19 protein-coding genes and 2 pseudogenes are annotated in these 24,504 nt (G+C 64.1%); 10 read left to right on the plus strand and 11 right to left on the minus strand.

The window, feature by feature from the left end; translation table 11 throughout:
• On the minus strand, window positions 1–1,257 hold a 1,257-nt coding region (locus BMW66_RS15835; protein WP_425441336.1), incomplete at its 3' end, for a calcium-binding protein.
• A 228-nt stretch (window positions 1,258–1,485) separates the two neighbouring features.
• Between BMW66_RS15835 and BMW66_RS15840 the strand changes: the two are divergent.
• Together BMW66_RS15840 and BMW66_RS15845 are read left to right on the plus strand one after the other, a co-directional pair.
• A pseudogene (locus BMW66_RS15840) lies at window positions 1,486–2,520 on the plus strand (IS110 family RNA-guided transposase).
• 801 nt (window positions 2,521–3,321) lie between these two features.
• Window positions 3,322–3,600 (plus strand): hypothetical protein, encoded by a 279-nt coding sequence (locus BMW66_RS15845; RefSeq protein ID WP_093119904.1) that lies wholly within the window; start codon window positions 3,322–3,324, stop codon window positions 3,598–3,600.
• Between the two features lie 195 nt (window positions 3,601–3,795).
• On the opposite strand, the pseudogene BMW66_RS20870 reads toward BMW66_RS15845, so the two are convergent.
• Window positions 3,796–3,981 (minus strand): annotated as a pseudogene (locus BMW66_RS20870) (BLUF domain-containing protein); the annotation flags it as partial.
• A gap of 128 nt (window positions 3,982–4,109) precedes the next feature.
• On the opposite strand from BMW66_RS20870, the gene BMW66_RS15855 reads away from it, so the two are divergent.
• Window positions 4,110–4,376, plus strand: coding sequence for a type II toxin-antitoxin system CcdA family antitoxin (locus BMW66_RS15855; protein ID WP_245729514.1), 267 nt, complete (start codon window positions 4,110–4,112; stop codon window positions 4,374–4,376).
• Window positions 4,376–4,672, plus strand: coding sequence for a CcdB family protein (locus BMW66_RS15860; RefSeq protein ID WP_093119907.1), 297 nt, complete (start codon window positions 4,376–4,378; stop codon window positions 4,670–4,672). Before BMW66_RS15855 ends, BMW66_RS15860 begins: the two co-directional genes overlap by 1 nt.
• A 95-nt stretch (window positions 4,673–4,767) precedes the next feature.
• Here the strand turns inward: BMW66_RS15860 and BMW66_RS15865 are convergent, their stop codons facing one another.
• The gene (locus BMW66_RS15865) at window positions 4,768–5,943 is read right to left on the minus strand and encodes a nucleotide sugar dehydrogenase (protein ID WP_093119909.1); all 1,176 of its coding nucleotides are present in this window, start codon (window positions 5,941–5,943) and stop codon (window positions 4,768–4,770) included.
• Between the two features lie 258 nt (window positions 5,944–6,201).
• Between BMW66_RS15865 and BMW66_RS15870 the strand changes: the two genes are divergently transcribed.
• The 5 genes from BMW66_RS15870 (at window position 6,202) to galE (ending at window position 13,018) form a co-directional block, all read left to right on the plus strand.
• The gene (locus BMW66_RS15870) at window positions 6,202–7,134 is read left to right on the plus strand and encodes a glycosyltransferase (protein WP_093119911.1); all 933 of its coding nucleotides are present in this window, start codon (window positions 6,202–6,204) and stop codon (window positions 7,132–7,134) included.
• An 87-nt stretch (window positions 7,135–7,221) separates the two neighbouring features.
• The gene (gene glmU, locus BMW66_RS15875) at window positions 7,222–8,574 is read left to right on the plus strand and encodes a bifunctional UDP-N-acetylglucosamine diphosphorylase/glucosamine-1-phosphate N-acetyltransferase GlmU (protein ID WP_093119913.1); all 1,353 of its coding nucleotides are present in this window, start codon (window positions 7,222–7,224) and stop codon (window positions 8,572–8,574) included.
• A 22-nt stretch (window positions 8,575–8,596) separates the two neighbouring features.
• Window positions 8,597–10,417 (plus strand): glutamine--fructose-6-phosphate transaminase (isomerizing), encoded by a 1,821-nt coding sequence (gene glmS / locus BMW66_RS15880; protein WP_093119915.1) that lies wholly within the window; start codon window positions 8,597–8,599, stop codon window positions 10,415–10,417.
• Window positions 10,418–10,522: 105 nt separating this feature from the next.
• Window positions 10,523–11,863, plus strand: a complete 1,341-nt coding sequence (glmM, locus tag BMW66_RS15885) for a phosphoglucosamine mutase (RefSeq protein ID WP_093119917.1) — start codon at window positions 10,523–10,525, stop codon at window positions 11,861–11,863.
• 171 nt (window positions 11,864–12,034) lie between these two features.
• Entirely contained in the window at window positions 12,035–13,018 is a 984-nt protein-coding gene (gene galE / locus BMW66_RS15890) for a UDP-glucose 4-epimerase GalE (RefSeq protein WP_093119919.1), read from the plus strand.
• A gap of 7 nt (window positions 13,019–13,025) precedes the next feature.
• Here the strand turns inward: galE and BMW66_RS15895 are convergent, their stop codons facing one another.
• From BMW66_RS15895 to BMW66_RS15910, 4 genes are all read right to left on the minus strand, one after another.
• Window positions 13,026–13,628, minus strand: a complete 603-nt coding sequence (locus tag BMW66_RS15895) for a sugar transferase (RefSeq protein ID WP_093119921.1) — start codon at window positions 13,626–13,628, stop codon at window positions 13,026–13,028.
• Window positions 13,625–14,467: an NAD-dependent epimerase/dehydratase family protein gene (locus BMW66_RS15900; RefSeq protein WP_093119923.1), complete on the minus strand. Its 843-nt coding sequence runs from the start codon at window positions 14,465–14,467 to the stop codon at window positions 13,625–13,627. The genes BMW66_RS15895 and BMW66_RS15900 overlap by 4 nt, the downstream gene beginning before the upstream one ends.
• A 134-nt stretch (window positions 14,468–14,601) precedes the next feature.
• Complete coding sequence (locus BMW66_RS15905; RefSeq protein ID WP_093119925.1) at window positions 14,602–15,267, minus strand: ABC transporter ATP-binding protein; 666 nt, start codon at window positions 15,265–15,267, stop codon at window positions 14,602–14,604.
• Window positions 15,264–16,391 (minus strand): KpsE/RkpR family capsule polysaccharide export protein, encoded by a 1,128-nt coding sequence (locus BMW66_RS15910; protein WP_093119957.1) that lies wholly within the window; start codon window positions 16,389–16,391, stop codon window positions 15,264–15,266. The genes BMW66_RS15905 and BMW66_RS15910 overlap by 4 nt, the downstream gene beginning before the upstream one ends.
• A gap of 384 nt (window positions 16,392–16,775) precedes the next feature.
• On the opposite strand from BMW66_RS15910, the gene BMW66_RS15915 reads away from it, so the two are divergent.
• Window positions 16,776–17,594, plus strand: coding sequence for an ABC transporter permease (locus tag BMW66_RS15915; protein ID WP_093119959.1), 819 nt, complete (start codon window positions 16,776–16,778; stop codon window positions 17,592–17,594).
• A 20-nt stretch (window positions 17,595–17,614) separates the two neighbouring features.
• On the opposite strand, the gene BMW66_RS15920 is transcribed toward BMW66_RS15915, so the two are convergent.
• The 4 genes from BMW66_RS15920 to BMW66_RS15935 form a co-directional block, all read right to left on the minus strand.
• Window positions 17,615–18,829: a hypothetical protein gene (locus BMW66_RS15920; protein WP_093119927.1), complete on the minus strand. Its 1,215-nt coding sequence runs from the start codon at window positions 18,827–18,829 to the stop codon at window positions 17,615–17,617.
• A 49-nt stretch (window positions 18,830–18,878) separates the two neighbouring features.
• Window positions 18,879–21,443, minus strand: coding sequence for a glycosyltransferase family 2 protein (locus BMW66_RS15925; RefSeq protein ID WP_245729515.1), 2,565 nt, complete (start codon window positions 21,441–21,443; stop codon window positions 18,879–18,881).
• Between the two features lie 173 nt (window positions 21,444–21,616).
• Window positions 21,617–22,669, minus strand: a complete 1,053-nt coding sequence (locus BMW66_RS15930) for a ParB/RepB/Spo0J family partition protein (RefSeq protein WP_093119929.1) — start codon at window positions 22,667–22,669, stop codon at window positions 21,617–21,619.
• 74 nt (window positions 22,670–22,743) lie between these two features.
• The gene (locus BMW66_RS15935) at window positions 22,744–24,135 is read right to left on the minus strand and encodes an AAA family ATPase (protein WP_093119930.1); all 1,392 of its coding nucleotides are present in this window, start codon (window positions 24,133–24,135) and stop codon (window positions 22,744–22,746) included.
• Window positions 24,136–24,504: the final 369 nt, after the last annotated feature.

The following is a 24,504-nucleotide window of genomic DNA, read 5'->3' on the forward strand; positions in this document are numbered from 1 at the left end:
GTAATAGGTGTCGTTCCCGGCACCACCGATCATGAGATCTTTCCCATGATTGTCACGGAATGTGTCGTCACCCTCTCCTCCGATCAGCGTATCGTTGCCCCACGCACCATTCAGCACGTTGTCGCCGGAATTACCCACGATCCGGTTGTCCTGTGAATTTCCGACGGCGAACGCATTGGCATTTCCGGTCAGCTTCAGCTCCTCCAGGTGCTGGCTGTGATTGCGAAGCGAAAAGCTGACGCTGGAAATGACCTGGTCATGGCCCTGATCGGGCCGTTCGCGAACGGTATCCCCCGCATGGTCAACGTAATAGGTGTCGTCCCCCACACCACCGATCATGAGATCGGCGCCTGCCCCGCCGTGCAGCGTATCATTGCCGGTGCCGCCGTGAAGCGTGTCCTCTCCGCTACCGCCCCAAAGCCTGTCGTAGCCAGATCTTCCCAGCAACAGATCATTATCGAGGCCTCCAGCTATAAGGTCGTCCCCAGCACCTCCGTCGACACTATCATTCCCTTGTCCAGCATTGATGACATCATTGCCACCCGCTCCAAAAATCTGGTTTCCATCGCCGGAGCCTAGCTTGTTGAAATAAATCATGTCATTGCCGTTCGAACCTGTGAAGGTTGACCTGCCGAGATCGTATACCTCATCGATATCCATTGGATCATACGCGCCCGAGGGTACGTAGTTGATCTGGTCTTTGAACTCGACAGCTTTCAAGTCATCCGGGTCCTCGGTCCAGTCGAAGAAATGTTTTTCTTCGCCGGTCGGACTCGTGGAGTCCAACCGGGCCCCCTCGATCGCATACATAATGTTGTCACCGATGAGTAGAAATTGCTGAGGGTCCAAGGGCGCGTTGCCAAGCGGATCTTGGATCTCATATTCGACGATGCGAACAGTGACCGCAGTACCATCATCAAGTTGTACCTTTTCGGGTAAGTTGTTCAGGTCGACCTTAGTGTCCTCAACCCATATGGTGTCCTCGGATACATTAAGATCATCAATTCTACCGACGACTCGAACCCCTTCGTTGATCACATTGGAGATGTTTTCAAAACGAAATTCATCTGCCCCTGCCCCGCCGTAAATGTGGTGACCATTCACCACATCACCCGGGTCGGCTCCGCTGAAATCACCGGAAAAATCCATCCGTATGATATCGTTCCCACCGTTAGCGAAGAGATGAATTTGCCCATTTGTGTCTGCGATCGCGTGTATGACATCATCGCCATCTGTTCCATGGATACCACGGCCCATCTAGATTTCTCCAATACTGAGTGCTTCTGTTTCAGTATCGAGAGTCAGGGAAAGGCGTGATTGCCGCTGGACATGAAACCGGCAAATCCATGGCAAGTAAGAACCATCTTATTAAACTGCCAAGAAATTCAGTTTTCGGAGAGCGTGAAGAGTGAGCTAATGGGATGAACTGCCTTCCCACCAAACCGCTGCTATTGTTGCGGGCATAAGTGGAGAGAGGAGCGTCTGATGGACATCAAGATTTTGGGAATTGATCTGGGCAAGACCGTTTGCAGTCTTGCCGGGCTGGATGAAGCAGGAGCGATTGTGTTTCGTAAGCGTATCCAGCGGCATCGTCTACTGGACTTCCTGGAAGGGCTTCCGCCCTGCATTGTTGCAATGGAAGCCTGCGGCGGCGCTCATCATATCGGGCGCTTTTGTCATCAGATCGGGCATGAGCCTCGGCTGATGTCGCCACCCTATGTCCGACCCTATGTGAAGGTTCACAAGAACGATGACCGTGATGCGGACGGAGGCAATGGCCGAAGCCGCGACGCGCCCGACGATGTCATTCGTTGCAATCAAATCGGAAGAACAGCTTGATCTTCAGGCCCTGCACCGTGCGCGGGAGCGTCTGGTGACGGATAGGACGCGGCTGATCAATCAGGGCCGCGGTTTCCTGATGAAACGCGGCATCCGTGTAGAAACAGGGCGCCACGTCTTCCAAAAGGAACTGACCAGATTGGCCGTGGAGGACACCGACGATCTTTCACGCCGAATGCTCATCCTTCTGTCCGACATGGCGTCAGAGCTGGACGTGATCAATGACCGGGTCGCGGTCATCGATGCCGAGATCAAGGCACTGGCCAAGACGGATGCCGATATGCAGCGGCTGATAGAGATCCCCGGCGTTGGCCCGACAATTGCGACGGCGCTTGTGGCCGCTGTCGGCACCGGCACCAGCTTTGAAAAGGACGCGATCTCGCCGCATGGCTCGGCCTGGTGCCGCGGCAGGTCACGACAGGTGGCAATGCCAAGCTGATCGGCATCTCGAAGCACGGCAATCGATACTTGCGCAAACTCTTCATTCACGGAGCCCGGACGGTGCTGCATCTCGTGCGTGACAGGACATCGCCGATAACGGCTAGGGCTGACGCACTGAAGGAGCGAGCGCATGTGAACGTCGCGGCCGTCGCCATGGCCACCAACAAGATGGCGCGTATCGCTTGGGCTGTGTTGACGAAGGGTGAGCGATATAGACCCAATGCACTGAGCGGCCTGTAGTCGAACCGAAGCACAACCGAGAAAAAGGAATCTGCGAGCGAGGAGGAGATGGACCAACGACCGACCGGCGTCTTGTCAGTCTGACGGGGAGCATGGCCCCTGAGTGCCGGTGAGCTAACGAGACACAGAACACGCGACTTCCCATCTTGGTCAGGGGTGAATCAAATGGCCCCGAAGAAAGACCGAATACATAGAAGCAGGGCCAGCGGCGCATCGACAAATCACTTGCAGGGGAAGGCAGTTCATACATACTCCCCCTCCCCATCTTGCTTGCCTTTCCAAACCGTAACGTTTTGCTCCCTACCGTTACGCAATCGTTACACTTTGAGTTTCACATCAGCCCTTTGTTTTAATTAATCTTTTTACAATAAATAGATTTATATAACGGCGTGACGCCTAGATCCGTATACCTTTCACGCGCGCACGCTATTGGGGTGTGCTCCTGAGAGCGTAACACCGTCACATTGCAAGGTTTTTTCCGGTTTCCTCTAATCACATCAAACACTTACCTCCGTTACACCAAACGTTACGGTCGCGTTACGCACCCCCCGCAAACGTCACACTTTTCCCTCCTGAGCGGTATCATGATTAGCTACGGTCTCTCTCCTGGGCAGAAGCCGCACGGGCACGACAAGGCCGTGTGCTACCTGCCCTGTGCCACACACGCCGTGGGCTGGGGTAGGGGTAGGGTGCCGCCCCCGCAATGGTCACCACAGAGCAGCGCTGATGACCATTGCGGGGGCGTGTGCTCGCCAGCACCCGATCCAGCAACGGATTATGCCCGTTTGCCATAGACATGTCATGTTGGCCAGCCTCTCCTTTGAGGACTTGCATCCTCAGCGCCCTCACGCTCTTTTCAAGATCGAACCGCCGCGCGTGGCCGGTGCCGGTGAAGCACCCGTCGAGCTTGCCCTCGGAGACATACTGGCTGATCCGCGCCTTCGTCTTTCCCAGGCGCTCGGCCAGTTGCGTCGTGTTCAGTTGCGTCATGACAGCTGCGCGCCGCGCGCTCCCCGCGCGGACGTCTCGTCCTTTCCATCGTTTCCGAATGACGGGCCGAACGATCCCGGGACCGTTTAGCCACGAAGATTTAGGCTTTGTGTTTCGTTTAGCGATCCGAAACACATGCGCCTTGCGCGCCCGTATACGCGGCAAGCCGCGGGAAGGACCCGCCGATTGGTTCGGTCGCGGATCGGGCGGCAGGTGGATGCGCCAAAGAAGGCGCCCGGAGCGAAGGCTCCGCTGCCGGGCGCTCTAGTGTTGCCTGCGTCTTGTCTAACCCCAATCCTGAGCAATACGTATGAAGCACGAGCCGACGGCAGACCGAGTTCCTTCAGGCAACTTCAGGAAATGCTGATCGCTGATCACCAGAGCTTCCACAATGCCATCGCGACATTGTTGGCGCGACTCCTGCAGTATCTGGTCAAGCGCCTCAATCGACGTTCCATCGTGGTTGCAGGTATAGGTGAGACGGCCCCTTTACACGGCAATACCCTTGCAAAGTTCGGATGTTGTCCCAAAGAATGTTGAACGACGAATGAGAATTCTATGCACTTGTAATACATATCTTTCATGTGTAAATGTTACACATGAAAGATATGTATTACATGATGCCTCAAACCACCCGCGAAAAACAACGCACGAATGTCACCCTGAGCGCAGCCAACCTGGCCGCCGCACGCAAGCTTGGCCTGAATGTGTCCGCCATCAGCGACCAGGCACTTGCCAAGGCCGTGAGGCAGGCTGAGGCGGCAGCCTGGGCCGAAGAGAACGCAATGGCGATTACCGAGCGCCGGGCCTGGATCGACGCCAACGGAACGCCGCTGGCAGACCTGCAGGCCCTTCGGCTCGACTGATGGCTCAGTTTCACGTCTACCGTGTTGCCGGTGATCGACTGCTGCTTGATCTTCAGACCGATCTTATCGACACCGGCACCCGCGTCGTTGCGCCCCTGCTGCCACGATCGACTGGGCCAACACCCCTCGGACGGCTCGAGCCCATCCTGAAGATCGGAGGCGTCGACCATGTCCTGCACACTGCGGAGTTGGCCGCCGTGCCATCCGACCTCCTGAGGGGCGCGAGCATTGCTGATCTCTCGGCGCAGGACTACGAGATCAAGGGCGCCCTCGACATGGTATTCTCGGGCTTCTGAGGCGCGTACCTTTCAGCCTTCGAGGCGAAGAGGCTACCCTCAAGGCTGGGATATTGCTAGAATGCATGATGTGATCCCAGCTGTTTCCCGCTGGATCAATCGAGCCCGGAAAGATCGCGGGTGAAGATCCGGTCGGCTACATCATCAAGTTCCGGGCTCAGGCGGTTGGCAACAATCAGGTCGCAATCGGCCTTAAAGGCAGCAAGATCGTGGGTCACTCGGCTTCCGTAGAACTGCGTCTCTTCCATCGTCGGCTCATAGACCAGCACTTCAATGCCCTTAGCCTTGATGCGCTTCATGATTCCCTGAACTGAGCTGTGCCGGTAATTGTCCGAACCGGCTTTCATCACGAGCCGGTAAATGCCAACCCGCTTCGGCTCGCGCTGGAGGATGCGCTCGGCGATGAAATCCTTGCGCGTCCGGTTGGCATCGACAACGGCGCGGACCAGATTTTGCGGTATATCCGTGTAATTGGCCAGCAACTGCTTGGTATCCTTGGGCAAGCAATAACCACCATATCCGAAGGAGGGGTTGTTGTAATGCGTTCCGATGCGCGGATCGAGTCCGACGCCCTCTATGATCTGGTGCGAGGTCAACCCGCGGGACAGGGCGTAGCTGTCAAGCTCGTTGAAAAAGGCCACCCGCATCGCGAGATACGTATTGGCGAAGAGCTTGATCGCCTCGGCTTCGGTGGATCGGGTGAACAGGGTCGGAATATCCTCTGCCTCCGCGCCATCCGTTAGCAGCGCGGCAAAGCGGTGCGCCCGGTCACTGTCCTCACCCACGACGATGCGCGACGGATACAAGTTGTCATAGAGTGCTCGCCCCTCACGGAGGAATTCCGGGCTGAAAATGACCCGGTCACTCCCCAGCCGCGCGTTCAGGTCTTCGGTGAACCCCACCGGCACCGTGGACTTGATCACCAGCGTCGCCTTCGAATTCAGCCGAAGTGCATCGTTCACCACGCTTTCAACCGTGGATGTGTCGAAGAAATTAGCCACCGGATCGTAATTGGTGGGGGTTGCGATGATCACGTAATCTGCTTCGGCCAGAGCCGTTTCCGGATCGGTTGTCGCGGTCAGGTCGAGGTCATGGGTGGCAAGATAAGTCTCAAGTTCTGGATCGGTCAAAGGGCATCGGCGCCGATTGATGTCATCAACCCTCTGAGAATCTATATCCAGAGCCCACACTTGGTTGTGCTGGGCGAGCAGGACCGCATTGGACAGACCGACATAGCCGATTCCCGCTACCGCGATTTTTAATCCGCCCATGTTTTCCCTATAAAACGCCCACGGTTTGCCTAATGTGGCGCATCGGTACACCAGAAAATATCTGGCTCAAACTGTAAAGTGCGCTGGAGCGGTGGCTCACATAATGAACCATGCCGGAAGCGTAGGACGGGCGTGATTAAGACCTCGGGAACCAATTGCAGTTTCAACAAGGCGTTTCGCTAAAATTAACGGAAGGGGCTGCCGAAGGGGCCGTCCCCGCTTGCGCGCGCCGGACGCTTGCGCCAGAACACGCAAGCAATGTCGCAGCCCCTGCCCCCTGTCACGATACTGCTCTGCACCGCGAATGGCGCGCGCTTCCTGCCTGCGCAGCTCGCCTCCCTTCTGGAACAGAGCCATGCGGACTGGTCGCTGTGGATCAGCGACGACGGCTCCACCGACGGCAGCCGCGCCATTGCCGAAGCCTTCCGCGATACCCATGCGACGACACGCGATATCCGCCTGATCGACGGGCCGCGGCAGGGGGCGGCGGCGAATTTCATGTCGCTTCTGTGCCACCCGGATCTGCCCGGCGGTCTTGTCGCGCTCTGCGATCAGGACGATGTCTGGCATCCCGACAAGCTCGAACGCGCGGCGCGGCGGCTGGCGGCGGCGCCGCGCGAGCGTCCGGCGCTTTACGGCGCGCAGAGCGTGCACGTGGATGAGGCGCTCCGCCCGATCGGGGCGTCGCGCCCGCCACGCCGCGCGCCGAGGTTCGCCAACGCGCTGACCCAGAATATCGTCAGCGGCCACAGCGCCGCGATGAACGGTGCCGCGCTGTCGCTGGTGCGCGCGGCCGGGCCGCCCGCCGGGATCGCCTATCACGACTGGTGGCTCTATCAGCTGATCAGCGGCGCGGGCGGGGCGGTGCTGATCGACGAGGCGCGGGTGCTGCTGTACCGGCAGCACGCGGTCAACGTTCTGGGCGCGCATCGCGGCGCGCGCACGCGCCTGAGGCGGCTGGCCATGGTGTTCGGGGGCGAATACGGGCGCTGGATCGACGCGCAGAGCGCCGCGCTCGGGCAGGCCGGGGCGCTGCTGACGGCGGAGAACCGGGCGATCCTTGCCAGCCTGCGCGCCGGTCTGGGCCGGGGGCCCCTCGGCCTGCCGCATCTGATGCGCGCCGGGGTGCATCGCCAGAGCCGCGCCGGAACCGCGCTGTTTTACCTGGCGGCCACGCTGGGGCGGATCTGAGGCCGGGGCGGCCGGCCAGAAACGAATTGCTTTTCCGGCGCGATTTTGACAAGTCTGGCGCCGCTCAACACAGGCAGATCGCGACCCATGTCTCTTGCGTTCATCATACTGGCGGCCGGCAAGGGCACGCGCATGGCGTCCGACCTGCCCAAGGTCCTGCATCCCGTGGCGCAGGCCCCTTTGCTTGCCCATGCGATGCGCACGGCGGCAGCGCTGAACCCCGAGGTCACGGTGGTGGTCGCCGGGCACGGGGCCGAGCAGGTGCGCGAGGCCGTGGACGGGGTCGATCCGGAGGCGCGTCTCGCCCTGCAACGCGCGCAACTGGGCACCGCCCACGCGGTCGACCAGGCGCAGGCCGCGATGGAGGGGTTTTCCGGCGATGTCATCGTGCTTTACGGCGATACCCCCTTCATCCGGCCCGGCACGCTGCGCGCCATGCTGGCCGCGCGGCGCGGCGGCGCCGATGTGGCGGTTCTGGGCTTCGAGGCGGCGGAGCCGGGCCGCTATGGCCGCCTGATCACCCGGGGCGACCGGCTGGAGCGGATCGTCGAGGCCCGGGACGCCACCGAGGCGGAGCTGGCCGTTCGCCTGTGCAATTCCGGCGTGATCTGCGCCGACCGGGCCCTTCTGTTCGAACTGATCGCACAGGTGGGCAACGACAACGCCGCGGAGGAATACTACCTCACCGATATCGTCGCGCTGGCGAACGGGGCCGGGCGGCGCTGTGTCGCCGTCACCTGCGACGAGGCCGAAACGCTGGGGATCAACTCGCGGGCCGAGCTGGCCACCGCCGAGGCCGTCTGGCAGGCGCGCCGCCGCGACGAGGCGATGCGGGAGGGGACCACGCTCATCGCGCCCGAGACGGTGCATTTCGCCTTCGACACGGTGCTGGGCCGCGACGTGGAGATCGAGCCCAACGTGGTCTTCGGCCCCGGCGTCACGGTGCAGGCGCGCGCGCGCCTGCGGGCCTTCAGCCACCTGGAAGGATGCCATGTCGGGCCGGGGGCCGTGATCGGCCCCTATGCGCGGCTGCGCCCCGGCACGCGCATCGGACAGCACGCGCGGATCGGCAATTTCGTCGAGATCAAGGCCGCCGACATCGCGGAGGGGGCCAAGGTCAACCACCTGTCCTATGTCGGCGATGCCGAGGTCGGCGCGGGCGCCAATATCGGCGCCGGGACGATCACCTGCAACTATGACGGGGTGATGAAGCACCGCACGCGGATCGGCGCGGGGGCCTTCATCGGCTCCAACGCGGCGCTGGTGGCCCCGGTGTCGGTGGGTGCGGAGGCGATGGTCGCGGCGGGATCGACCATTACCGGGGACGTGCCGGACGGGGCGCTGGCGCTGGCCCGGGGCAAGCAGAGCAACAAGCCGGGACTGGCCCGCCGCCTGCGGGCGCGGCTCATGGATCTCAAGGCGAAGGCCGCCGGCAACTGAGGAACAGGAAAGGACCGGCCCGATGTGCGGAATAGTGGGAGTTCTGGGGCGGCATCAGGCGGCCCCGATCCTTGTCGACGCGCTCCGGCGGCTGGAATACCGGGGCTATGACAGCGCCGGGATCGCCACGGTGGAAGGCGGACGGCTGGACCGGCGGCGCAGTCCTGGGAAACTGGTCAATCTCAACGATCTGCTGGTGCATGATCCGCTGTCCGGAACGGCGGGGATCGGCCACACCCGCTGGGCCACCCACGGCGCGCCGACCACGATGAACGCCCACCCCCATGCCCGCGGCCGCGTGGCCGTGGTGCATAACGGGATCATCGAGAATTACCGCGCGCTGCGGACCTTTCTGGAAAGCCGGCAGATCGTGCCGGAAACCGAGACCGACACCGAAACCGTGGCCATGCTGTGCAACTGGTATCTCGATCAGGGGCACGATCCGGTTGCCGCGGCCAAGGCGACGGTGGCCGATCTGACCGGGGCCTATGCGCTGTGCTTCCTGTTCGAGGGCGAGGAGGATCTGCTCGTCGCCGCCCGCAAGGGCAGCCCGCTGGCCATCGGCTGGGGCGAGGGGGAAATGTATGTCGGCTCCGATGCGCTGGCGCTGGCGCCGATGACCGATCAGATCACCTATCTCGAAGAGGGCGATATCGCCGTGGTCACCCGCGCCGGGGCGCATTTCTTCGACGCCGATCAGGCCCCGGTGGAGCGGCCGCGCAAGACGGTCACCCTTGATCCGGGCGCGATCGACAAGGCCGGGCACCGGCATTTCATGGCCAAGGAGATCGCCGAGCAGCCCGAGGTCCTGAGCCATGCGCTGACCTACTACCTCGATCCGTGCGACGGTCGCCGCCAGCTTGAGGCCGAACTGGATTTCTCGGGGATCGACCGGATCGTGATGGTGGCCTGCGGCACCGCCTCTCTGGCCTGTTTCGTGTCGAAATACTGGTTCGAACAGATCGCCGGCCTGCCCGTGGAGGTCGATATCGCCTCGGAGTTCCGCTACCGCGAGCCGCCGCTCAATGCGCGCACGCTGGCGCTTTTCGTCAGCCAGTCGGGCGAGACCGCCGACACGCTGGCCGCGCTGCGGTATTGCCGGGGGCGGGCGGGAAAGATCGTCTCCATCGTCAACGCCGCCGAAAGCTCCATCGCGCGCGAAAGCGATCTGGCCCTGCCGATTCTGGCCGGCCCGGAGATCGGCGTGGCCTCGACCAAGGCGTTCAGCTGTCAGCTCGTGGTGCTGGCGGCCATGGCCTTGCAGGCCGCGCGCCAGACCGGCACGATCGACGCCGGGGAGGACAGCCGCCTGTCCGGCCTGCTGCGCCAGGTGCCCGGACAGGTCAGCGCGGCGCTGGCACTGGCGCCGCGCGTGCAGGCCGTGAGCGCCCAGCTGGCCCGCCATGCCGACGTGCTGTTTCTGGGGCGCGGTCCGTTTTATCCCATCGCGCTGGAAGGGGCGCTCAAGCTCAAGGAAATCAGCTACATCCACGCCGAAGGCTATGCTGCCGGCGAGCTGAAACACGGGCCTATCGCGCTCATCGACGAAGAGATGCCGGTGGTGGTGCTCGCCCCGTCCGGGCCGCTTTTCGACAAGGTGCTGTCCAATATCCAGGAGGTTCTGGCGCGGGCGGGCAAGGTCGTTCTGGTCAGCGACGCCGAGGGGCTGGCGGCGGCCGGGGAAGGGCTGTGGCAGACCATCGAGATGCCGGCCATCGAGGGGCCGTTCGCGGCGATCGCCTATGTGGTGCCGATGCAGCAGCTGGCCTATCACACCGCGGTCGAGAAGGGGACGGATGTGGATCAGCCCCGCAATCTGGCCAAATCGGTGACCGTGGAATAGGCGCGCCGCGCGCGGCGTCGGCACAATCTGCGGAGGCGGAAGGCTTGCCTTGGCGGCGCCGTTGGCCCAGAACCGTCCGGAATCGCGTCAATTCGAAAGAAGATCATGACAAGACGGCTTTTTGGGACCGACGGGGTGCGCGGGCAGGCGAACAGCTGGCCGATGACGGCCGATGTGGCGCTGCGTCTTGCCGCCGCCGCGGGGCGGTATTTCCGCACCGACAAGCAGGATCACCGGGTGGTGATCGGCAAGGATACGCGGCGCTCCGGCTACATGATCGAGAACGCGCTCACCGCGGGGTTCACCTCCACCGGGATGAGCGTCTTTCTGCTCGGGCCGGTGCCGACCCCGGCGATCGGCTATCTGACCCACAGCCTGCGCGCCGATGTCGGGGTGATGATCTCGGCCAGCCACAACCCGGCGAAGGACAACGGGATCAAGCTGTTCGGCCCGGACGGATTCAAGCTGAACGATGACGCCGAGGGCGAGATCATGCGGCTTTTCGAAACCGACATCGCGCTTGCCGCGCCGGACAATATCGGCCGGGCCATGCGGCTGGAGGATGCGCGGGGCCGCTATGTGGAGTATGCCAAGACCACCTTTCCCAACCGGCGGCGCCTTGACGGGTTGCGGGTGGTGCTCGATTGCGCCAACGGGGCGGCCTATCGCACCGCGCCGACCGTGCTGTGGGAGCTGGGGGCCGAGGTCATCTCCATCGGCGTCAGCCCCAACGGGTTCAACATCAATGCCGAGTGCGGCTCCAACCACCCCGAGGTCGCCGCGCAGCGGGTGCGCGAGACCCGCGCCGATGTCGGGATCTGCCTCGATGGCGATGCCGACAGGGTCGTGATCATCGACGAAACGGGCCGGGTGGCCGACGGCGATCAGATCATGGGGCTGATCGCCTCCCGCTGGGCCGAGCAGGGGCGGCTGAAGGGCAATGCCCTTGTCGCCACGGTCATGTCCAACCTGGGGCTGGAGCGGTTCCTCGAAGGGCGGGGCATCGGGCTGGTGCGGACCGACGTGGGCGACCGCTATGTCGTGGAGCGGATGCGCGCGGACGGATTCAACCTGGGCGGAGAGCAGTCGGGGCATCTGATCCTGAGCGACTATGCCACGACCGGCGACGGGCTTATCGGCGCGCTTCAGTTCCTGTCGGCCATGGTAGAGACGAAACAGAAGGCCAGCGCGCTTGTCCATGTGTTCGAGCCGATTCCGCAAAAGCTCGTCAACATCCGCTATGCGCCCGGCACCGACCCGCTCGAGTCGGAGGCGGTGCAGGAGGCGATCGCGGCGGGCGAAAGGAAACTGGGCGGCACGGGCCGGCTATTGATCCGCAAATCGGGGACAGAGCCGATGATCCGGGTGATGGGCGAGGCCGAGAACCTGGGCCGGCTCGACAGCGTTCTGACCAATATCGTGGAGACCGTGCGGCAGGAATGCTGACGCCGGCGGCGGGGCCGGAACGTGATCTTCTGATTATCCTATAATAAAGATTATGTTAAATATGAAGGCGCCACCGCCCCGAAACCGGGAAACTTTCCTGTTGCAATGTCGTGCGCGCTGTAAAACCAAGGAGCCGGAGTGCAGACATGAAACCTGAAAGGGAGATCCCCCGTGCGAAGTGTTCTTGTCACCGGCGGGGCCGGCTATATCGGCTCGCATGCCTGCAAGGCGCTGAAGGCGGCGGGTTTCGAGCCTGTCACCTATGACAACCTGTGCACCGGCTGGCGCGATGCGGTGAAATTCGGCCCCTTCGAGGAGGGTGATCTGCTCGACCGGGCGCGGCTCGATGAGGTTTTTGCCCGGCATCGCCCGGTGGCGGTGATGCATTTCGCGGCCCTGTCGCTGGTTGGCGAAAGCATGCAGGACCCCGGCAAATACTGGCGCGGCAATGTCGCGGCCTCTCTGAACCTGATCGAGGCGGCGGTAGCGGCCGGCTGCCCGCATATCGTCTTTTCCTCCACCTGCGCCACCTATGGCGAGCATGACAATGTCGTGCTGGATGAACACACCCCGCAGGAGCCGATCAACGCCTATGGCGCCTCCAAGCGCGCGATCGAGGACATGCTGCGCGATTTCGAGGCCGCGCACGGGCTGCAATCGGTGATCTTCCGCTATTTCAACGTGGCCGGCGCCGATCCGGAGGCCGAGATCGGCGAGTTTCACCGCCCCGAAACCCATCTGGTGCCGCTGATGCTGGAGGCGACCGACGGCACGCGCCCGGCGCTGACCGTTTTCGGCACCGATTACGACACGCCCGACGGCACCTGCATCCGCGATTACGTCCATGTCTGCGATCTGGTGGAGGCGCATGTGCTGGGGCTGCGCTGGCTTCAGGCCGCGAAAGGCAGCCGCGTCTTCAACCTTGGCACCGGATCGGGCTTTTCCGTGCGCGAGGTCATGACCCATGCGCAGGCGGTCACGGGCCGCGAGGTGCCCCATGAGATCGGCCCGCGCCGCGCCGGCGACTGCACCCGACTGGTCTCCGGATCGACCCGCGCCGAGAAGGAGCTGGGCTGGCGCCCGGCCCGCTCCGATCTGGACACGATGATCGCCGATGCGTGGCGCTGGCACCGGGCCGGGCACTACACGCGCTGAACGGCCCTCAGCGGCGGCGCAGCACCCGCTTCAGGGTTTCCCACATGATCCACAGATCGAGACAGACAGACCAGTTGTCGCGGTAGATCAGGTCAAGCCGGGCCTTGCGCGGAATGCAGGCGCGGCGATAGACGGCGTCGGTCTCCTCGGGCGTGGCGCAGCGGGCCAGAAGCCGTTCCTCATGGCCGTGACAGATCAGCGTGGCCAGCCCGGTGATGCCCGGACGGCAGGCCAGCACCTCGGCATAGATGTCGGGGTACTGCTCGACATATTGCCGCAGCGGCGGGCGCGGGCCGACGAAGCTGATGTCGCCGCGCAGGACGTTGAGAAGCTGGGGCAGCTCATCAAGACGCGTGCGGCGCAGGAAACGCCCGGTCGGCGTGACCCGGGCCGCCTTGTCGCCGCCCGACACGCCGCTGTCGCGGGCGGCGACGCGCATGGTGCGGAATTTCCACAGGCGGAACGGATATCCCGGCGCGCGCATCCGTTCGGAGACATAAAAGACCGGCAGCCCGTCGCGGAGAAGAATGAGCGCCGTCAGCAGGAGAAAGAGCGGCGCCAGAAGCACGCACAGCAGGAGCGCGAGGATCAGATCGAACGCGCGTTTCATATCGCCTGCCCGCCGGTGAGGGTGTCCCAGTCGCGCACGATCGCCTCCGGGCTGCCGTCCCCGGGCGCAAGCGGGACCAGGCCGGCCAGGCGGGACACGTCAAGCTCCACGGCGGGGATCAGGCCGGCGGGTGCGGGCCGGGCGCGAACGGGCATTCCGGCGGCGCGCAGCAGATCGGCCATGCTCACCGCGCCGGGCGCCGAAAGATTGAGGCACTCCGGCAGCGGGCCGGGGTGATGCAGCAGATCCGACAGCACCCGCGCCAGCGTTCCCGGGCCGATATAGCTGCGCCGCGGCGCGGTGCCATCGGGAAAGATATCGAGCCTGACGTCGCGCCGGCCGGGGCCCAGAAGCTGATCGGCCCCGGCGACATTGCCGATGCGCAGGGCGATTACCCCGGCGGTCCGGGACGCCGCCTGCGCGGCATCCTCCATCTCCAGCTTGGCACGGCCGTAGTCGGACACCGGCTCTGCCGGACCGTCCTCGCGCAGCATGCCCCCCTGCCCCGGCGCGCCATAGACCGCCACCGACGAGGCCAGAAAGACCCGCGGCACGCCGGCACGCTCTGCCGCGGCGATGGCCGCAAGCGCCAGTTCGGTATTGGCACGGTAATCGCCCGGGTGCGCGGCGGTGGCCGGTGTCACCCCCGCCAGCACGAGAATCGCGCCCATGCCCCCGGCGGCGCGCACCAGCCCTTCGGGGTCGGCCAGCGGATCGAGAGCAAGCCGGTCCTGTCCGGGGCATGGGCGCCGCCCCTGCCAGAGCGGCGCGACCCCCTGCCCCGCGGCGCCGGCCCAGGCGCGCGACAGCAGCCGCCCGACCCGCCCCGTCGCCCCCATGACCAGCACCCGTGAAGGCGGACGTGGGGGCGGCGATGTGCTTGCGTTTCCTGTCACCCGCCCAAAACCGTGATATTTCCGCTTTGCGTAACACGCGTCATTTTCGACATCTTCCCGTTCAGCCCGGACTCTCCCTAGCCCGCTTTGCGCATGTTCCGTTCGTGATGCGCGATGGCCGCGTCGAGATCGTCATAATAAATCAGATTGCCATTCTCCAGCACCGCCCCCGCATCGCAAAGCTGGCTCACCTGCGGCATGGAATGGCTGACCATGACCGCCCCGGCCTGTTCCATCCGGGCGCGGAAGACCTCGGCGCTTTTGGCGCGGAACGCAGCATCCCCCACGGCGGTCACCTCGTCCACCAGATAGGTATCGAAACGAATTCCCATCGACACGCCAAAGGCCAGGCGCGATTTCATCCCGGACGAATAGGTGCGCAAGGGTTGACGAAAATGCTGCCCGAGGCCCGCGAACCCTTCGACGAATGTCACCAGCGCCTCGGTATCGGCGCCATAGATGCGCGCGATGAACAGCGTGTTCTGCAAGCCCGTCAGTTCGGGGTGAAATGAGCCGGCAAACCCGACAGGCCAGGAAATCGTGCCGGTCGAGACGATTTGCCCGCTGCTCGGCAATACGGTTCCGGCGATCATGCTCAGAAGGGTCGATTTCCCGGCCCCGTTGCGGCCCAGAAGCGCCACGACCCGGCCGGTGGGAAACACCACGTTGATATTGTCGGCCACGACCTTGGTTCCGCCGTGGCCCAGATGAAACACCTTGGTGAGATTCTCGAAGCGGATCATCGCCGGTCCCGGATGGAATAGACAACCAGCATGACGGTCACCCAGGTCAGGAACAGGAACAGCGACAGCAGGAGTATGATCTGCGGCCGGTCGGGATAGCGCGCCGTTTCGGCCATGGTGGGCTTCACATGCGCCGCCAGATAACGGCTTTTGCGCCGGGCCTCGGCCAGCGCCGCATCATAGGCCGCCATCGCCGACGTATAGGTGTTCTCGGCGAATTCACGGTCGACGGTCAGCCGTTCGTATTCCCCCACCAGATCGGCGAAGACCTCGCCGGTCACGCTCTGCTCCCCCTGCCCCAGTTTGCGCCGCTCGTCCGCGATCCGGGCCTGGATCACCTCGACCCTGCGCCGGGCCTGGGCCATACGTGGATCGTTGACCCCGGTAGACTCGCTCAGGATATCGACCTCGATCAGCGCCTCGGCCAACTGCGCCTGAAGATTGCCCAGAAGTCCGGCCTGGGTCTGCATATCGACCGATGGATCCACCAGCTGATGGGTGTTGCGGAACTGTGTGACCGCCTCGCGCGCCACCTTGAGGCGCTCCACCGCGCCTTCAAGCTCGTCGCGGGCGTATCTGATCGCGTCCTCGCGCGCGATGTCACTGAGTTCGTTGATCATCTCCGCGCTCTTGTCGAACAGCGTCTCGGCGATGAGGGTGGCATCCTCCGCCTCGAAGGCCTGCACACGGATCTCGAGCAGCCCCGCGCCGCTGTCGTAGTAGATCTTGACCATTCGACCCCAGTAGTCGACCAGATCCTCGATCGAGCCCGGCGAATCGAAGGTAAAGATCGGATCGCCCTCCGGTTTCGACCATTTGCCGCGCAGATCCACTTCCTCATCCATTTCCGCCACAAGCCGCTGGCTTTGCAGAAATTCATAAAGGATATCGGTATCCGTGGAACTCGATCCCGAGATGCCGGTGATTCCTATCAGTGTCTCGACCGCCGAGCTTGCCTCTTCGCGCCGCACCGAGAAGGCGACGGTCGACGCATATTGATCGACCGCGACCCGCCACAGGTACCAGCTCGCCCCTCCGGCCGGGGCCGCGACCATGAGAAAGAAGCTCACCAGCACCAGCCAGTGACGCGTCTTCGCGCGGGCGGCCGGGGCCGGGGGGGGCACCGCAGCCGGGGACGCCTGCGGCTTGGGCTGGGCCGGCTGGGGGGAGTCCGGCTGTGCCGGCGCGCCCTCCCCTGCTACCGCCTGCGGTCCCTTGGCCGGCCCCGGTCCCTTGGCCTGCGGCCCGCCGGGACCGGGTTTTCCCGGCTGTTGTTGTTGCTGCCGGGCCGGGCCGGGCCCTGGCCGCGCGTTGGCCGGCGCCGGTCCTTCCGTTTCGGAGGTCGACGTGACCGGAGGGGTCCGGGGCGTTTGAGATTTCTGCGTCACGCGGTCGCTCTCTTGTATTTGCATCATCATTATGGCGGTATATGACCCTGACTCCAATGGGCTGAATCGGCCCGAATGTCACTTTATTCACATGGCCTTTGCCGGTTGATCGGGAGTTTCATGACATCATCGCACGACATCCCCTCGGCCCAGATCCCACGCCCCCCGACCCGGCGTTTCGCGTCGGTCCGCACCATCGTCGCGCTGGTGCTGCGGGAGATGGCCACCACCTATGGCCGGTCTCCCGGCGGGTATATCTGGGCGGTGCTGGAGCCTGCGGGGGGCATCGCCCTGATGTCGCTGATCTTTTCGCTTGCCTTCCGAACTCCGGCCCTGGGGGTCAGCTTCCCGATCTTCTATGCCACCGGGCTGGTGCCATTCATGTTCTTCACCAACATAAGCCAGAAGGTTTCCAGTTCGCTTCTGTTCTCCAAACAGTTACTGGCCTATCCCACGGTGACCTTCATCGATGCCATCCTGGCGCGCTTCATACTGAATGTGATTACCCAGCTTCTGGTCGGTTACGTGATTTTCGTCGGCATCATCATGATCTTCGACACCCGTGTCATGCCGGATCTGGCGACGATCGCCCAGACCTATGCACTCGTAACGCTTATGACGCTGGGGATCGGCGTTCTGAACTGTTTCCTGATGTCCCGCTTCAGTGTGTGGAAGAGTGCCTGGTCGATCCTGACGCGGCCGCTGTTCATCATTTCTTGTATCTTCTTTCTCTTCGAAGGCGTGCCTCAGCCTTATCGTGACTGGTTATGGTATAACCCGCTGGTGCATATTGTGGGTCTGATGCGGCGCGGGTTCTATCCCAGCTACGATGCGACCTATGTCTCGGTCCCCTACGTGGCCGGGGTTGGGATGATCACGCTGGTGATCGGCCTGCTCCTGCTGCGCCGATACCACCGCGATCTTCTGAACTCCGTGTGAACCGGCCCTGAACGGCCTGTTCATGCCTTTTTTTGCAAACTGCGCGCGGACGGGCCGGACGACAGCTTTGCCGACAGCCAGCGGCCCAGCCGGGAGGTCGACAAGCGGCCCAGACGATAGGCCCGGTCAGCATCGAGGAGCGCCTCCAGGGTGCGGGCCACCACCGCGTCCCACTCTTCCAGCGATGCGGATGCGGCCGGCCAGGACGGCAGCGCGGGCAGGGCCGTCCCCGCGGCTGCCGCGCAGGCCTCCAGCCCGTCGCGCAGGGCCGCGTCAAGCTCGGCCAGAGCCTCGGGATCGTCGAGGGCCGGTGTCGGGGCAGTGATCCGGTCATGATAGGCCGCTTCCCGGTACCAGCGTGGATCGGTCAGCAACGCCTCCGCGTCGACCGGCGAGACCGCGGCAAGAAGCCGGTCCACATCGGCCCGCAAATCGGCCCGAATGCGCTGGACCTGACGGGGTTTGAAGCCCCAAAGACCGTGTGCGGTCGTCACCCGGCACCAGCGTTGGAACACGAACTCAACCGCCGAGTCGTGCGCGGTGGGACGAAAGCGGCGGTTGCGCAGAAGAAACCCGATCAGGGCCGGCGGCGCGGAGGCGTTTTTCGCCTGTCCGCTTTCCAGCGCAAGACCGAACTGCCCGGCGAAGGCCCCGGTCACGTCCTGCTTGGCCGTCTGCACACGGAGCCGCACCCCCGGCACCCGCGACCAGGCTTCGAGCTGCTCTCCCAGGCGGTAGCGGATGGCAGGCCGGGACAGCCAGACATCGAAGCTCAGCCCGCTCCACACGCCCCATTGCCAATAGGCCGCGTTGAGCCATTCCAGCGGCGGGCGCACGAAAGCGATCACCTCTATCCGTCTCTCCGAGGCATCCGGGAAATGCGCCGCGAAGGCCTCGGCATGGGCAATCCACCCTTCGTTCGACAGGATCGGCACATAGCCTCTCCGGTGGCCGTCCGCGACCGTCCGGCGCATTGCGGCCCAGAAAGCCCCCGGCGTCTCCTTACCGGGAATATTGGGCCAACTGGCATAGCCATAGGGCGATGTCCGGGCCGCCAGGCGCAGGGACCGGCCAGACAACACACGGCCTTGGCCCACATCCGCCCGGTAAACGGTATAACGATACTTTTGCCCGGTCTCATCGCTCAGGTCGGGCTGCGCCGAGAGCGCCGATTGCAAGGCCGAACTGCCGCATTTCGGGGCGCCGATATGCAGAATGCAGGTGATGTCCCTCATACCGATACCGGGTCCGTCTCTGGTCGGGATATATCCTCAACACCCCGGTTCATTTTCGCGCGCGACCTTCCCAGAAACGCAGCACATCTTCAAGCAGGCGCGCGGGATCGCCCTGCCCGTCCGTCAGTGGCACCACACCCCCCTGCCCGCCCGTCTCCAGCGCCGCGCGCACCGCCTCGGCCTGGGCCCCGAGATCGAAACACCAGACCGGCAGGCCGGTCGCCAGCGCCTCGCGGGTGGCAAAGGAAAAGGTCTCCGGCCAGACTGACGGAATCACCCAGCCGGTGATGCCATAGCGGGCCACCAGCGCGGGAATATCCGCGTGGCGATAGTTGCCATGCACGATGGCGGGTGGCGCCAGGCGATAGCCGGGATCGAGATTGCCGATGACCACCAGATCCGCGCGCCGGTCACCGGCCAGCAAACGACTGAGGCCGGACAGGACCGCGGCCCCCTTCTGATAGCCGACATTGCCCAGAACCCCGATGACCGGCCGCGCCCCCGGCTCCGGCGGCGCGACGCGGGAAATGTCGGACAGGGGCAGATGCGGGCGCACCCGCACCGCCGCCGCGCCGGGGCACGCCTGCGTGACGAGGGCGCGGCTGGCCTCTGAAAAGACGGTGACCTCATCGGCGGCGACCATCAGTCCGCACCAGGCCGCGCGCCATTCGGTCAGGCTCACCGTCGTGCCATCGGCCCGTTGAAAAACATGCGCCGGATCGCAGTTGCCGGTCTTTGGCAGACCGCGGTAGAGCCCGTCGGCGTCCAGAAGCGTATAAGACGGGCTGAGCGGCAGGTAATCGTGAATCAGCACCTCGATCCGGTCCTCATCCCCGCTTGCCAGCTTGCGCAGCATGCCCGGCAACGCCGCCGGATCGCGGTCGCCGGCCCCGCAGTTATACACCACGCGGCGCGCGTTCACCGGCTCCAGAATCCGTTCGATCAGGGTGAAATCGTCACACACACCCTGGGTGATGCCATCGGCGCCGTGCACCTCCAGCCGCCAGCGGTGCATCTGTCCGACCCGCAGAACCAGCGCCGCCCCCCCGGCCGCGATGTCCTTGGCAACGCGGCGTTCGAGATACTTCTCGGCGCCGCCCCCCATCGCATGGGCGAGATAGAGCGGCATGCGCCCGTCCTGCCGCGCCGCCGCCCAGGCGACCGCAAGCGCCAGCCGTGCGGTGGTCATCGGGTCACGGCGGATGAACTCCTGAACCTGCCGATCATAGTCCGGGTAGCGCCGTGCGATCACCGCGGCGCTGTCCACCATCCGCCGGCGCTTTTCCGCGGTTCCGAAAGACCCCGCCCCGCGGTGCTCCACGAAGAGCCCTGCCAGACCCAGATGGCGCCCCCCAAGGGCGCGGGTCTTCTGGCACCAATCCGTCTCTTCTCCATAGCCGCGCCCGAACGCGGTATCGAAGTGTGGCACCTGCGCAAGAAAAGCGCGGCTCATGGCCATGCAGAACCCCACCCCGGTCGGGGCCTCGGCCAGCGCGGCACCGGGATGAAAGCGCCGGGCGATGGCATCGAGCCGGTCCCCCTCGCCGGGATCGAGCCCGCTCGCCCGGCAGATGACCGGGGCCGAGAAAATCTCGGCGTCGTTGGACATCGGGGTGACGCTGGCCACCGTGCGATCCTCCAGAAGCGGTCCGATCAGGCGCGAGGCCCAGCCTTCCGGCACGAAGGCATCGGAATTGAGCACGATCACCGGGCCTTCCCCGCCACAGCCCTCCAGGGCCCGGGCAAACCCCGTGTTGACCGAGGCGATGAACCCGAGGTTCTGCGAGTTTTCGATCAACTCGATCTGCCCCCCCTGCCCGTTCCGCCCGGCCCAGTCGCGCAGGAAAGGTCGGACACGGGGATCGGTCGAGGCGTCTTCGATCAGGATCAGGCGCCACGGCAGATCGGTGTGGCGCGCCACACGACCCAACGCCTCTTCGAGCAACTCGAAGGCGTTGAAAACCGGCAGGATGATCGTCACCCCGTCGCCCCCGGCCTTGGGCGCAGGCGTCCCGGCAGGCTCGAAAAGGCGGGAGTCGAGAGGTTGGGCCGGGATCTGCGCGGACAGACCCAGTGCGGTCTTCACCGCCTCACGCGCACCGAAATCACCATGCCTGCGCCAGCGCCACAAATCCGGCAGGGTCCGGAACAGGGTCGCCCCGAAGCGCGGCCAAAGGGCGAAGGTGGCAAGTTGCACCCGCCAGCGGCGAAACCCGGGCAGATGCACCCCATAGCCCACACCGCCGCGTGTGAATTCCAGATGCAAGGGCGCCGGCGCAAAGGGCAGATCGAACCCGAACTGGCCCGCCCCGGTCTTTCCCGATGTCACCACGGGGCGGGTTTCATGGCGCGCGGGGCCGATCCTCACCGAGACCAGTTCTGCCTCGGCGCGCCCGGACAGGACCAACCGCCCCTGATCGAGCACCACCGGGTCCAGCACCCCCGGCACCGCCCCGCCCGTGGCCTCTGACAGGTCGCACCCGGCGCCGGACAAGGTCAGATGGCGCGCGGCATAGCGCCGGAACACCTGATGGAGCCGCCCGAACCGGGACAGGCTCCGGCGCCCCGGCATCGGCACCGATCCGACGTTCTGTCCAGATTTCAGTTGTTGCATGACCCCTGCCCCCCGGCGCATTCGTCTATATCGCGGATTCGTGGATTGCAATTGCCGCTCCGCCCCGGCCGCCTCAACCAGCGCAGGCTCAGGGCCATCCGGACTGCGGGCGGAAGACCGATACGGTGTTTCGCAGCGAAACAGGGCCGCTTCGCAACTCACGTCGGCCAGCCTCAGCCGCCGGTGCGATCGCGCAGCCACGCCATCAGATCGCGGCGCAGGGCATCATCCATCCGCGGACCGCTCAGCATGAGACTGCCGTCCCGGCGCTGTGTCACATTCAGGCCGGGCAGGGCTTCTACATTCGCCTCCTTCTGTGTGGAATGTGTCCCTGTTGCCGCTGATAGAGACTGTTTTTTCTCCTCCAGCACAGCCTTCAGGGTTGCCTGTTCTTCAGTGGCATCGGTCGGGGGACGCGCGGTAAGCGCCGCGCGCAGGCGACCTTGCAGGCCGGCATCCTCTTTCAGGGCGCGCGACAGGACGAGGCCAAGGCGTTCGGTCATCGCATCGGGAAAACGCAGCGCCCCATCAAGCGCGCGCACGATCGGCAGGAAAGAGCCGATCTTCGACCGACGCGGTCGGGTGGCGGAGCCAAAGAGATGCGACAGGGCCGCGCGATCCGTCTCGAACACGCCCTGATCGACGGATTCCACAACGATATGCGCCCGCTCATAATAGCTCAGATTGGCCCGGATCTCGTTTTCCTCGACCATGCTCAGATACGCCTGCGCTATGTCTTCAGGCTGGCGCAGAAGAACCAGTGCCTTTGCATACCGCGCGTCACCGGTCTCCGCGTGGAGCGCCCGCAACGCCTGGCAGCGGCGCCAGCCCGAGAGCAGCCCGTAGCCGCCGCTGTCGGGCAGGGAGACCACCTCGATCGGCGTCTGCTGGCCCCGCGCCCTGAGGCTGTCCATCAGCGCCGCCTGCTCCTCGGGGTCCAGCACCATCCGGTCGCGGGAGATATAATCATCCCGGATCTCGTCCAGCGGAATCTCGATCACCATCCGCCCGCTGTCCCTTGCCCGGATCAGGCTGGTGCTCATTTCATCCAGCGCTGCGCGGGCCGCGACGTCAGCGGCCACATCGGCGATGGGGGCCCGGCGCTGTGTGGGCCCGGGGAACTGAGAACCAGGCGCGTCATCTGCGTGAAGAGCGCTTGTCTCATCCTGCGGAGCGGCGGGCAGATGCCCCGGCCCGATCGGCGCCAAACGTTTGCGTTTTGCCATATCAAGACACCTTTTCTGTCAAACTCCGACGCTGCGAGACAGCCGCGCGGCGTTTCGCAGCGAAACATCCCCCCTCACTCTGCCGCCGCCTGCGCGGCAAGCTCATCGCGACGCCAGCTTCCCACGAGCAACTGCTTGAACGTGGTATAGGTGGCGTCGAACACCTCGCGCCCCCGCACATAGGTTTCGCGATTGAAATCGCGGTAGTCGGCCTCGTATATACCGCGCACCTGTTCGCCCGCCTGACCGATCAGGGCGGTGTAATCCTGCCGTTCAGGGCTGAGGGCCGACCCGAGATAGGCCTGCATCAGCGCGGCCAGTTCGGCCTGCTGGGTGCCGTCGTAGCGAGTGATGAGGGCGCGCACCGCGTCCCATTGAAATGCCAGCCGGTCCCGCCCTAGGGCGCGGGCCGCCATGTTCTCCGCATCCTCGATCGAACTGAAGGTCGAGTGCAGCATATCGAAGAACCGCCCCGTGGAATCGAACTCCAGAAAGGAGGCCCCGAGCGGCACCAGGAGAATATCCGCGGCCGCCAGCCCGTTGATCGTCAGGTAGCCGAGGGCAGGGGGGGTATCGAGAAAGATGACATCATAGGAGTCCAGCACCCCGTCGGCGGTAAAGATGTCGGTCAGGGCGTCCCAGAGTTTCCAGCCGCGCCCCTGCATGCGCCAGACCGGCACCTGAAACTCGGCCCAGTAGAGATTGAGCTGGGCCCCGATCAGGTCGATATTCGGCCAGTGGGTTTTCTGGATCATGTCCTGGCTTCGGCACTCCAGCGCTTCGCCAAGCGTGTCGTCGAGCGGTTGCGGCGCGTCGCCCCGATCCAGCCGGCGTTGATTCTCGGCCCGGAGATAGTTGGCGTAATGGCGCGCCAGAAGCGGAAAGACCGTCTGCCATTCATCGCTCACCCGGCCGCCGAAAATCGAGGTCATCGAGCCCTGGCTGTCGAGATCGACCACCAGCACCCGGTAGCCATCGAGCGCGGCCGCCATTGCCAGATGCGCCGCCGTTGAGGTCTTGCCCACGCCGCCCTTGAAATTGGCCACTGCCGTGATTTTGGCCGGTAGATCCTTGGGGCGGTAGGGGAGGTAATTCTTGGCCTTGGACCCTTCGGCGGCAAAATGGGCCCGGAGCCGCAACACCTCATCGAGGGAAAACCACTTGGCGCCGCCATCTGTCTCGCTGCGCCCTTGCGGAAGGTCCGGGTTCTGTTTCAACACCCGACGGAAATGGCCGGTGGCGACGGGGATCAGATACCGCGTAATTTCCCAGGTGGAGAACAGGCGCAATTGCCGGGTGCCGTGCTCCTCCATTCCGCGCGATGCCAGATCTGCCCGCCCACGGGCATAGGCATGGGCAATCGCCTGGAAGTCTTCGGTTGTCGCAGGCGCTCCGAGCGCGGAAGAGGCCGCGTCCGGATCAATCCGAAGATAGGGAGGAAGCCCGGATAAGCTGCTGGAGGTCATATGGATGCTCTCTATGTTCGTATATCGCGACAGTATAAGCAAAAAAGGCGAACATGAAAGGAAAGAGCGGACAAAACCTGTATTTCTTTGCTTTTTCTCAGGAAAATCCGGTGACGTTTGGCGGAGGGCAGTGAATTTTGGGGCAAGGGAATGTCGATGCCTGTTATATTTTTGTTAGCTTATTCGTTACGGTTTTCCTAGCAACGACGAGTTGGCTGTTTTCAAAGGCGTTTTGCGGGTTTTTGAGATCTGGTGCGACTCTGATCCCACGATTAAGCGACTCTGATCCCACGTCCAGGCGATTCCGGACCCACGATCCGGCACTGGTCAGAGCCTGTGGACAACTCTAGAGTAAGCGTCACTGAAACC

The organism is Salinihabitans flavidus, from assembly GCF_900110425.1.
Lineage (GTDB): Bacteria > Pseudomonadota > Alphaproteobacteria > Rhodobacterales > Rhodobacteraceae > Salinihabitans > Salinihabitans flavidus.